The organism is Streptomyces jumonjinensis (assembly GCF_009600885.1).
GTDB classification, from domain to species: domain Bacteria; phylum Actinomycetota; class Actinomycetes; order Streptomycetales; family Streptomycetaceae; genus Streptomyces; species Streptomyces jumonjinensis.
This window is the reverse complement of the sequence record NZ_VCLA01000079.1, coordinates 1-10,567: the sequence shown is the minus strand read 5'-3', so window position 1 is coordinate 10,567 and position 10,567 is coordinate 1. Positions and strand designations below refer to the sequence as shown.

The window sequence follows — 10,567 nt, the reverse complement described above, 5'->3', positions numbered from 1 at the left end:
GCTGCGCACCGCGTCCGTGGTCGACGCGACCACGGGCCGGCGGCTGTACGGAAAAGGGGAGGCGGAGCCGATGACCCCCGCCTCCACCATCAAGATCGCCACCGCCGCCGCGGCCCTGACGGCGCTCGGCCCCGATCACCGCATCCCCACCTCCGTCGTCGCCTCCGGCCGTGAGCTGACCCTGGTCGGCGGCGGCGACGCCAGCCTCGACCGGGCCATGCTGCGCACCCTCGCCGAGCGCACGGCCCGCGCCCTGCGCGAGCGGAAGACCGGCTCCGTCGAGCTCGCCTACGACACCTCGCTCTACGCGGGCGATCCGATGCACCCCATCGGCGTGAACGGCAATCTCGCCCCGGTCACCGCGCTGATGGTGGACCAGGGCCGGATCGACGCGGAATCCCGGGGCTCCAGCGAGCGCAGTGACGATCCTGCGGGGGAGGCGGCCCGGACCTTCGCCCGGATGCTGTCGGAGCGGGGTGTTCGCATCACCGCCTCGCCCGCGCCCGGCCGGGCGGCCGACGACGCCCGCGCTCTCGCGGAGGTGCGGTCCCGGCCGCTCTCCGCGCTGGTCGAGCGGATGCTGACGGACAGCGACAACGACATCGCCGAGTCGCTCGCCCGGCAGACCGCCGTCGCGGGCGGCCGGAAGGCGAGCTTCGCGGGCGCGGAGCGGGCCGTACGCGAGCAACTGGCGCGGCTGAAGGTGCCGCTGGCGGGAGCGCGATTCGCGGACGGCAGCGGGCTCGACCGCAAGGGCCGCCTCCCGGCCCGGCTGCTCACCGCCCTGCTGGCCCGGTCCGCCGAACCGGGCCGGCCCGAGCTGCGCACGGTCCTCACCGGCCTGCCGGTCGCGGGCTTCAACGGAACCCTGGAGTCCCGCTACCCCGGCGACTCGCCGGGCACGGGCCTGATCCGGGCCAAGACGGGCACGCTGACCGGGGTCAACACGCTCTCCGGCACCGTGGCGGCCCCGGACGGGCGGCTGTTGGCCTTCGCCTTCCTGGCGGGGAAGACGCCGGCCCGGGACCCGGCCCAGGACGCGCTCGACCGGCTGGCCTCGGCACTGGCGTCCTGAGGCGGGGCGTTCACCGGCCCGCCCCGTCTTGTCCGGGGGTAGCTCTCCGTCTTCCGGTACGCCCGGGTCCGCCGCGGCCGTCCCCGGCGTACTCCGGCGCGGCCCGGCGCACCCCGGCCGCGCTGGTCATGACCGGGCCGACCGGGGCGTACCCGACACCTCACCGCCGCACGGGCCCACCACGTACGGTTGACGCATGACGAGCATCGGTGGTGCCGAGATGGTCGACTGGAATCTCGCGGTGGCGACCGCGACCCGCTTCGTGCGGCCAGGGCCCGACGTGAGCAAGGACGAGGCGCGTGCGGTCGTGGCCGAGCGGCGGCGGCACGCCAAGGCGTCCGAGGAGCATGTGCGCGGGTTCACCCGCATGATCCCCGAGAGTCATGAACCCGAGGACACCCCGATCCTGGTCGTGGACCGGGCCGGCTGGATCAAGGCCAATGTGGCGGGCTTCCGCGAGCTGCTCAAGCCCCTGCTGGACAAGATGCAGGACCGCCGCGCCGGCGGTCCCACGGGCGCGGTGCTCGGCGCGGTCGGCGGCAAGGTCACCGGCGTGGAGCTGGGGATGCTGCTGTCGTTCCTCGCCTCCCGGGTGCTCGGGCAGTACGAGACCTTCGCCCCCGCCTCCCGCGACCTCCCCGCCGGGGTCAACGGCGGCGGACGGCTGCTGCTGGTCGCGCCCAACATCGTCCATGTGGAGCGGGAGCTGGAGGTCGACCCGCACGACTTCCGCCTCTGGGTCTGTCTCCACGAGGAGACCCACCGCACCCAGTTCACCGGCGTGCCCTGGCTCCGCGACCATCTGGAAGGCGAGATCCAGTCCTTCCTCGGCGAGACGGACGTCGACCCGATGACGGTGCTGGAGCGGCTGCGGGAGGCCGCCCAGTCGCTGGCCGGTGCACGCCCCGAGGGAGAGGAGGACGAGAGCGGACGCTCCATCGTCGAGCTCGTCCAGACCCCCGCGCAGCGCGAGATCCTCGGCCGGCTCACCGCCGTGATGTCGCTGCTGGAGGGCCATGCCGACTATGTGATGGACGGCGTCGGCCCCGATGTCGTCCCCTCGGTCGGCGAGATCCGCGAGAAGTTCCAGCAGCGCAGGGCCCGTGGCGCCAGCAGGCTGGATCTGGCGCTGCGCAAGCTTCTGGGGCTCGACGCCAAGCTGCGGCAGTACCGCGACGGAGAGCGCTTTGTACGGGCCGTGGTCGACCAGGTCGGTATGGATGGATTCAACCGGGTATGGACCTCACCCAACACCCTCCCGACCAAGGCGGAGATCGCCAAACCCGCCGACTGGGTCGCACGGGTGCATCGCAGGGCGGATTCGTGAACAGGTCGCGTAACCACGCCCGCGGGGGCCCGGGGGACGCCCCCTCGGGGGCGCAGCATCACCCATCCGAGGGACCCTAGGGCCCTAGGCAGGCGTGCGATGCTCGGGGAACGGCTCGGTTCTGTCACCATCGACGCACTCTCAGTGACCGAACCATCAGCCCGAGGCATCCCCCACCCTCTCCACGAAGGGCACCGGACATGGGTCCCCATCCTGCGGTCGCGGCGATACGCCTGGCGGTCCGCCGCGTACTCCACGACGTACTGACCGAGCACGGCCACCCCACCCCCTCCCGTACCGACCGGGTCGCGCGACTGCGGCAGGCGGCCACCCCCGCCTGCGCCTCCGCGGCCTCCCGGAACGAACGGGTCCCCCTCCCCGCCGCCCCCGCCCCCCTGGTGCTGGTGGCCTGCTCGGGGGGCGCCGACTCCATGGCGCTCGCCTCCGCCCTCGCCTTCGAAGCCCGAAAACTCTCCGTTCGCGCCGGCGGCGTCACCGTCGACCACGGCCTCCAGGACGGCTCCGCGCTCCGCGCCGCCGAAGTCGCCGCCCGCCTCGCCCTCATGGGGCTCGACCCCGTCGAGGCCATCACCGTGCGCGTCGGCCGCGACGGCGGACCCGAGGCCGCGGCCCGCGACGCCCGCTACGCCGCGCTCGACGAAGCCGCCGAGCGCCATGGCGCGGCGGCCGTCCTGCTCGGTCACACCCGCGACGACCAGGCGGAGACCGTCCTGCTCGGGCTCGCCCGCGGCTCCGGGATCCGGTCGCTGTCCGGGATGGCCGCCGTCTCGGGGGAGTACGGCCGCTACCGCCGCCCCTTCCTCCAGCTCGACCGGCAGACCGCCCGCAAGGCATGCATGGTCCAGTCGCTGCCCGTCTGGGACGACCCGCACAACACCGACCCCGCCTACACCCGCTCACGACTGCGCCACGAGGGCCTGCCCGCCCTGGAGAAGGCGCTCGGAAAGGGCGTCGTCGAAGCCCTCGCCCGTACCGCGCAGCTCTCCCGCGACGACGCCGACGCCCTGGACACCTGGGCCGCCGACGCGGACGCCTCCGTACGCGACGAGAGCGGCGAGCTGGAGTGCGCCAAGCTGTACGCCCTGCCGCCCGCCGTCCGCCGGCGGGTGCTGCGCCGGGCCGTGATCGAGGCCGGCGCTCCCGCGGGCTCCCTCTTCGCCCGCCATGTCGAGGAAGTCGACCGGCTGATCACCGCCTGGCGCGGCCAGGGGGCCATCAATCTGCCGGGCCGGGTCGAGGCGCGTCGGCAGAGTGGCAGACTTGTCATCCGGCAAGGCTGAAGCCGCGCACGAGCACGGCGGCTGAGGCCGACCGGGAGTCCCTCGCGGGCTCCCGGATCCCCGGTCCCCGGACCCCGGCAGTTCTGCGCCGGCCCGGGGGCGGCCCCGGAAACCGGCGAGAGAGAAAGCGACCGCGTGAACGAGAAGGACATGGGCACCGACCTCCAGTCGGTGCTCATCACCAAGGAAGAGATCGACGCGAAGCTGGCGGAGCTGGCCGCGAAGATCGACGCGGAGTACGCGGGCAAGGATCTGCTCCTCGTCGGTGTCCTCAAGGGCGCGGTGATGGTGATGGCGGACCTCGCCCGCACGCTCTCCACCCCCGTCACCATGGACTGGATGGCGGTGTCGTCGTACGGCGCGGGCACCCAGTCCTCGGGCGTGGTGCGCATCCTCAAGGACCTCGACACCGACATCAAGGGCCGTCATGTCCTGATCGTCGAGGACATCATCGACTCCGGGCTCACGCTCTCCTGGCTGCTGTCGAACCTGGGATCCCGCGAGCCCGCCTCGCTTGAGGTGTGCACCCTGCTCCGCAAGCCGGAAGCCGCCAAGGTCGCGATCGACGTGAAGTGGATCGGCTTCGACATCCCCAACGAGTTCGTCGTCGGCTATGGGCTGGACTACGCGGAGAAGTACCGCAACCTGCCCTTCGTCGGCACCCTCGCACCGCACGTCTACGGCGGCTGACCGGCCGGGGATCCGGCAGGGGATCCGGACGGTTTCCCGGACGGGTTCCCGGCGGCTCACCCTGGCGGGAACCCGGTGGGAACCAACGCGCGTCTTCCGCCGTTGGACCCTGGGAGGACGGGTTTGTCACCCGTACCGTGCGGTCGTGGCCGCGATGCTGGGGTACCGTCCGAAGAACAGTCTTTTCTCACAGCAGCATTTACCTACGGGCAGGAGGGACGGGGCGATTACCGCTCCGTATGGATGGACGTGAAGCGATACTTCCGTGGGCCGGTCATGTGGATCGTGCTGGCCGTCCTCGCCGTGGTCGTGTTGATGCAGGTCGTCGGCTCGTCGGGCGGCTACAAGACAGTGGACACCGGCCAGGTCGTCCAGGCGATCGACAAGAACCAGGTGGATCAGGTCAAGCTGACCACCGGCGATGAACAGATCATCAAGGTCGACCTGAAGGACGGCCAGAAGGTCAAGGGCAGCGACAAGATCCAGGCGAGCTACATCGGCACCCAGGGCGCCGACCTCGCCGACAAGCTCCAGACCAAGTTCGAGAACGGCGACATCCCCAAGGGATACACCGTCTCTCCGTCGAAGCAGAGCCCGTTCATCTCGGTGCTGCTCTCCCTGCTGCCCTTCGTCCTGATCGTGCTGGTCTTCCTCTTCCTGATGAATCAGATGCAGGGCGGCGGCTCCCGAGTGATGAACTTCGGGAAGTCCAAGGCCAAGCTGATCACCAAGGACACCCCGAAGACGACCTTCGCCGATGTGGCGGGGGCGGACGAGGCCGTCGAGGAACTGCACGAGATCAAGGAGTTCCTCCAGGAGCCGGCGAAGTTCCAGGCCGTCGGCGCGAAGATCCCCAAGGGCGTGCTGCTGTACGGCCCGCCCGGCACCGGCAAGACCCTGCTCGCCCGCGCCGTCGCGGGTGAGGCGGGCGTCCCGTTCTACTCGATCTCCGGCTCCGACTTCGTCGAGATGTTCGTCGGCGTCGGCGCCTCCCGGGTGCGCGACCTCTTCGAGCAGGCCAAGGCGAACGCCCCGGCGATCGTCTTCGTCGATGAGATCGACGCCGTCGGCCGGCACCGTGGCGCGGGCCTCGGCGGCGGTCACGACGAGCGCGAGCAGACGCTCAACCAGCTGCTCGTCGAGATGGACGGCTTCGATGTGAAGGGCGGGGTCATCCTGATCGCCGCCACCAACCGGCCCGACATCCTCGACCCGGCGCTGCTGCGCCCGGGCCGTTTCGACCGGCAGATCGCGGTCGACCGCCCGGATATGCAGGGCCGTCTGGAGATCCTCAAGGTCCACCAGAAGGGCAAGCCGGTCGCTCCGGACGTCGACTTGGGCGCGGTCGCGCGGCGTACGCCGGGCTTCACCGGCGCCGACCTGTCGAATGTGCTCAACGAGGCCGCGCTGCTCACCGCGCGCAGCGACAAGAAGCTGATCGACAATCTGTCGCTGGACGAGGCGATCGACCGTGTGGTGGCGGGCCCGCAGAAGCGGACCCGGATCATGTCGGACAAGGAGAAGAAGATCACCGCGTACCACGAGGGCGGTCACGCCCTGGTCGCGGCGGCTTCACCGAACTCCGACCCGGTCCACAAGATCACGATCCTCTCCCGCGGCCGGGCCCTCGGCTACACGATGGTCCTCCCGGAGGAGGACAAGTACTCGACCACGCGCAACGAGATGCTGGACCAGCTCGCGTACATGCTGGGCGGGCGCGCGGCTGAGGAGCTCGTCTTCCACGACCCGACCACGGGCGCGGCCAACGACATCGAGAAGGCCACGACCACCGCTCGCGCGATGGTCACGCAGTACGGCATGACCGAGCGGCTGGGCGCGATCAAGTTCGGCGGCGACAACACCGAGCCGTTCCTCGGCCGCGAGATGGCTCACCAGCGCGACTACTCGGAAGAGGTCGCCGCGCTGGTGGACGAAGAGGTCAAGAAGCTGATCGAGACCGCGCACAACGAGGCGTGGGAGATCCTGGTGGAGAACCGGGATGTGCTCGACAACCTGGTGCTCCAGCTGCTGGAGAAGGAGACGCTGGGCAAGGAGCAGATCGCGGAGATCTTCGCTCCGATCGTGCGGCGTCCGGCCCGGCCGGCGTGGACGGGCTCCTCGCGGCGTACGCCGTCGACGCGTCCTCCGGTGCTCTCGCCGAAGGAACTCGCGCTGACGAACGGTGCGGCGGGCGGCAACGGCTCCGTCGTGTCGACGGAGAAGACCTCGGGGACCTCCGGGACCTCTGGTACCGAGCCGGTCTCCGAGGAGCGTCCGGAGAGCTGAGCGCGCGGCCCGTGCGCCAAGCGGTCACACGGGCCCCGGAATGAACGCCGCGTCCCTCCAGGTTCTAGCCTGGAGGGACGCGGCGTTTGTATGCGCGTGGCCCAGAGCAAGAGGAACGAGGCACAGATGACGGACCCGGTGACGCTGGACGGCGAGGGCGCGGTCGGCGAGTTCGACGAGAAGCGGGCCGAGAACGCCGTGCGGGAGCTTCTGATCGCGGTGGGCGAGGACCCGGACCGGGAGGGTCTGCGGGAGACTCCGGCGAGGGTGGCGCGCGCGTACCGGGAGATATTCTCCGGGCTGTGGCAGCAGCCGGAGGACGTGCTGACGACGACCTTCGACCTGGGCCACGACGAGATGGTCCTGGTGAAGGACATCGAGGTCATGAGCTCGTGCGAGCACCATCTGGTGCCCTTCGTCGGGGTGGCCCATGTCGGGTACATCCCGTCGCACGACGGGAAGATCACCGGGCTGTCGAAGCTGGCGCGGCTGGTGGATGTGTACGCGCGCAGGCCGCAGGTGCAGGAGCGGCTGACGACGCAGATCGCGGATTCGCTGATGGAGATTCTGGAGCCGCGGGGTGTGATCGTGGTGGTGGAGTGCGAGCACATGTGCATGACGATGCGGGGTGTGCGGAAGCCCGGGGCGAAGACGATCACATCGGCGGTACGGGGACAGCTGCGGGACCCGGCGACGCGTAACGAGGCCATGAGCCTGATCATGGCCCGCTGAGCCACCGCCCGATCCCCCGGACGGGGGCCCCGGAGAAGGGCCCGGGCGCAGGTCATCGGGGCCCGGGTGCGGGCCCCGGGGTCAGGCGTGCGCGGGCCCGGGCGCAGGCCATCGGGATCAGGCGTGCGCCGGACCCGGGCCGTTCTCATGGTTGGATTCGCCGTCCTCCGGGAGGCGGCAGACGCGCTCCAGGAAGAAGGCGGCGGCGATCACCGCGATGCCCGCCAGCACGGAGAACCCGGCGTAGAACGCCTGGTCCCGGCGGGAGGGGATGTCCAGCGAGCCCAGCAGGAACACCCCGGTCCCCCCGTACATCCCGCTCACCAGCGCCGCCACCAGCGCGCTCGCCTGGCCGAAGACCACGGCACGCGCCGCCATCAGCGGCTCCACGCCCTTCGCCCCCGGGCGGCGCTCCCGCTGTGCTTTGAGCCGGGTGCGCAGCGAGAGCGCCGTCGCCGTCAGGACCGCCGCGATCGCCGCGAGCACGATCGGCGCGGCCAGCGGCACGCTCGGCAGGGTCCCGAACGACTCCCACAGCCGCGCGCCCGCCCAGGACAGCAGCTCGGCCCCGGCGAAGAGACCGGCCAGCACACCGAGCCGTAGTTGCTTCACCGAGAGAGCCGCCCTTCGTTCGCAGTGTCGAGCCAAGAGCCTAACGACTACTCCGGCAGACGGAGTTCCAGGTCGGCCCGGGCGAGTATGCCTTCTCGGCCGAGCGCGGCCAGCAGCACCGCCACCGCGCCGTGCCCCGGAAGCGATGCGTCCGGGTCCACGTCGTACCAGGGCGCGAGCACGAACACGCGCTCATGAGCCCGGGGGTGCGGCAGCGTGAGCGAGGGATCGTCCGAGACCATGTCCGCGTACGTCACGATGTCGACGTCGATCGTGCGCGGGCCCCAGCGCTCTTCCCGCACCCGGTCGAAAGCCTCCTCGATCGCCTGGCCCCGCTCCAGCAGCGACGCGGGCGGAAGCGTCGTCTTCACCACCACGACCGCGTTGAAGTACGTCGGCTGGGAGCCGGGAGCCACGCCCCATGGCTCCGTCTCGTACACCGGGGAGACCGCCTTGACCCGGACGCCCGGGGTGTCCTCCAGGGCGTCGATCGCGCCCTGGAGGGTCTCCAGACGGTTCCCCAGATTGGAGCCGAGGGAGAGCACGGCCCGCCGGGGGTTGGAGAGGGTCACATCCGCCGCGTCCACCTGCTCGACCACGGAAAGGGGCACGGGCTGCACCGTGGGGTCGCTCATACTCGGCTCCGGGTGATCGTGACGGTCACGTCGTCGAAGGGCACGGTGATCGGCGCGTCCGGCTTGTGCACCACCACCTCGACCTCCTGGACGCCGTCGTGCTTGAGGCAGGTCCGGGCGATCCGCTCGGCGAGGGTCTCGATCAGATCGACCGGCTCGCCCTCGACGACCCCGACGACCTCCTCCGCCACGATCCCGTAGTGCACGGTCTTCGCCAGGTCGTCGTCGGCCGCCGCGGGGCGGGTGTCCAGGCCGAGCACCAGGTCCACGATGAAGGTCTGGCCCTCCTCGCGCTCCCGGGGGAAGACGCCATGGTGCCCGCGGGCCTTGAGGCCGCGCAGCGCGACACGATCCACGCGAATCACTCCTGCTCTCGTAGGTCTGGTGGGCTTCCGGCCATGGATCACCGCTTCCACGGCCGGTGTGCCCATTCGAATCTACCTGCGGGCACCGACACCGCCCGCCCGAGGGGGCCCGCCGCCGGGCCCCGGGGGAGGCCCGATCTCTGCCTCTGCCCGGTGCCGCCCAGGTCAAACGCCTTCCCGGGCCGGTACGGATCGGCGCGAGGTCCTGGGGCCCGATCCATCCGAAACGCCCTAGCCGGGCGACTCCTCCTCGGGCTGGTCGTCCTCGCCGTTCTCCGTCAGCACGGGCGAGCCGTGGTGCGACCAGAGCTTCCAGCCGTCCGGTGTGCGGTGGAACACATTGGTGGCCACCACCAGCTGCCCCATCAGCGGTCCCAGCTCACCGCTCTCCTCGGCGGGGCCGCCGCTGAGGATGTTCTCCGTACAGGTCACCAGCGCGGTGTCCGTGGTGAGGCTGATCTTCACATCGGTCAGGAAGAACTGGATGTACTCCGTGTTCGCCATGATCAGCGCATAGGAGCGCAGCACCTCGCCACGCCCGGAGAGCACCGGCCAGCCGGGGTGGACACAGGAGATGTCGTCGTCCAGCCAGAGCCCCGAGAGCGTTTCGAAATCGCCGCGCTCCATCGCTTCGTAGAACGCGGTGTTGGCTTCCTCGACGAGCTCGATGTCGGTACGGCTCACCGGGCGGCCTCGACGGCGCGCGCGACCCGGACCGCGTCGGCGGTGGCCCGCACCTCGTGGACGCGTACGGCCCAGGCGCCCTCGTAGGCGGCGATGGCGGAGACGGCGGCGGTGGCGGCGTCCCGCTCCCTGGCGCGCGGTGCGGCGCCGTTCTTGGCGAGCACATGGCCGAGGAACCGTTTCCTGGAGGCGGCGACGAGCAGCGGGCGGCCGAGCGCCTGGAAGTCGCGGGTGTGGGCGACGAGGGCGAGATCGTGCGCGGCCTCCTTGGCGAAGCCGAGGCCGGGGTCCAGCACGATGAGCTCGGGGGCGATGCCGCCGTCGACGACCGCGTCCATCCGGGCGCGCAGCTCGGCGATGACCTCGCCGACCACATCCCCGTACACCGCCCGGCTGTTCATGTCCTCGCTGAAGCCGCGCCAGTGCATGACGACGAAGGGGACCTCGGCGGAGGCCACGGCGGGCACCATCGCGGGGTCGGCGAGTCCGCCGCTGACATCGTTGACGAGCACGGCGCCGGCCGCGACGGCGCGGTCGGCGACGGTGGCGCGCATGGTGTCGACGGAGACGGTGACGCCCTCGGCCGCGAGGCCGCGTACGACGGGGATGACGCGGCGGAGCTCTTCCTCCTCGTCCACCCGGCTGGCTCCGGGCCTGGTGGACTCGCCGCCGACGTCCACCAGGTCGGCCCCGTCGGAGACCAGGTCGAGGCCGCGCTTGACGGCGGCGGTGGTGTCGAACCAGCGACCGCCGTCGGAGAAGGAATCGGGTGTCACATTGACGACCCCCATGACCGCGCAGCGATCCCACTCCGGCAATCCGCTCAACGTACTCATACGCCCAGCCTAGGGCCTGTCCGA

General features: G+C 71.1%; 11 protein-coding genes. 6 read left to right on the top strand and 5 right to left on the bottom strand.

The features are described 5' to 3' along the window. The 6 genes from dacB to folE form a co-directional block, all read left to right on the top strand. On the top strand, window positions 1–1,075 hold a 1,075-nt coding region (dacB, locus tag FF041_RS09715), incomplete at its 5' end, for a D-alanyl-D-alanine carboxypeptidase/D-alanyl-D-alanine endopeptidase (RefSeq protein WP_153522056.1). Between the two features lie 196 nt (window positions 1,076–1,271). Further along, window positions 1,272–2,402 carry a zinc-dependent metalloprotease gene (locus tag FF041_RS09710; RefSeq protein WP_153522054.1) on the top strand — a complete coding sequence of 377 codons (1,131 nt, stop codon included), beginning with the start codon at window positions 1,272–1,274 and terminating at the stop codon, window positions 2,400–2,402. Window positions 2,403–2,602: 200 nt separating this feature from the next. Further along, entirely contained in the window at window positions 2,603–3,703 is a 1,101-nt protein-coding gene (tilS, locus tag FF041_RS09705) for a tRNA lysidine(34) synthetase TilS (protein ID WP_153522052.1), read from the top strand. A 150-nt stretch (window positions 3,704–3,853) separates the two neighbouring features. Beyond that, window positions 3,854–4,393, top strand: coding sequence for a hypoxanthine phosphoribosyltransferase (hpt, locus tag FF041_RS09700; protein WP_153522062.1), 540 nt, complete (start codon window positions 3,854–3,856; stop codon window positions 4,391–4,393). Window positions 4,394–4,636: 243 nt separating this feature from the next. Then, window positions 4,637–6,679 carry an ATP-dependent zinc metalloprotease FtsH gene (gene ftsH / locus FF041_RS09695; RefSeq protein WP_153522050.1) on the top strand — a complete coding sequence of 681 codons (2,043 nt, stop codon included), beginning with the start codon at window positions 4,637–4,639 and terminating at the stop codon, window positions 6,677–6,679. Between the two features lie 126 nt (window positions 6,680–6,805). Continuing rightward, a complete protein-coding gene (gene folE / locus FF041_RS09690) occupies window positions 6,806–7,411 on the top strand; it encodes a GTP cyclohydrolase I FolE (protein ID WP_153482127.1) in 606 nt (201 codons plus the stop codon). 117 nt (window positions 7,412–7,528) lie between these two features. Here the strand turns inward: folE and FF041_RS09685 are convergent, their stop codons facing one another. The 5 genes from FF041_RS09685 to folP form a co-directional block, all read right to left on the bottom strand. Continuing rightward, window positions 7,529–8,023: a DUF3180 domain-containing protein gene (locus FF041_RS09685; RefSeq protein ID WP_323391531.1), complete on the bottom strand. Its 495-nt coding sequence runs from the start codon at window positions 8,021–8,023 to the stop codon at window positions 7,529–7,531. A 47-nt stretch (window positions 8,024–8,070) separates the two neighbouring features. After that, a complete protein-coding gene (gene folK, locus FF041_RS09680; RefSeq protein WP_153482130.1) occupies window positions 8,071–8,658 on the bottom strand; it encodes a 2-amino-4-hydroxy-6-hydroxymethyldihydropteridine diphosphokinase in 588 nt (195 codons plus the stop codon). Continuing rightward, window positions 8,655–9,014, bottom strand: a complete 360-nt coding sequence (gene folB, locus FF041_RS09675; protein ID WP_323371325.1) for a dihydroneopterin aldolase — start codon at window positions 9,012–9,014, stop codon at window positions 8,655–8,657. The genes folK and folB overlap by 4 nt, the downstream gene beginning before the upstream one ends. A gap of 240 nt (window positions 9,015–9,254) precedes the next feature. Next, window positions 9,255–9,707, bottom strand: a complete 453-nt coding sequence (locus FF041_RS09670) for a nuclear transport factor 2 family protein (protein ID WP_323371326.1) — start codon at window positions 9,705–9,707, stop codon at window positions 9,255–9,257. Beyond that, window positions 9,704–10,543 (bottom strand): dihydropteroate synthase, encoded by an 840-nt coding sequence (folP, locus tag FF041_RS09665; RefSeq protein ID WP_228388114.1) that lies wholly within the window; start codon window positions 10,541–10,543, stop codon window positions 9,704–9,706. Before folP ends, FF041_RS09670 begins: the two co-directional genes overlap by 4 nt. Window positions 10,544–10,567 lie beyond the last annotated feature (24 nt).

Coding starts and splice junctions, on each gene's coding strand:
- FF041_RS09710 (WP_153522054.1), top strand. CDS start 1,272: ATGACGAGCATCGGTGGTGCCGAGATGGTCGACTGGAATCTCGCGGTG.
- tilS (WP_153522052.1), top strand. CDS start 2,603: ATGGGTCCCCATCCTGCGGTCGCGGCGATACGCCTGGCGGTCCGCCGC.
- hpt (WP_153522062.1), top strand. CDS start 3,854: ATGGGCACCGACCTCCAGTCGGTGCTCATCACCAAGGAAGAGATCGAC.
- ftsH (WP_153522050.1), top strand. CDS start 4,637: ATGGACGTGAAGCGATACTTCCGTGGGCCGGTCATGTGGATCGTGCTG.
- folE (WP_153482127.1), top strand. CDS start 6,806: ATGACGGACCCGGTGACGCTGGACGGCGAGGGCGCGGTCGGCGAGTTC.
- folK (WP_153482130.1), bottom strand. CDS start 8,658: ATGAGCGACCCCACGGTGCAGCCCGTGCCCCTTTCCGTGGTCGAGCAG.
- folP (WP_228388114.1), bottom strand. CDS start 10,543: ATGAGTACGTTGAGCGGATTGCCGGAGTGGGATCGCTGCGCGGTCATG.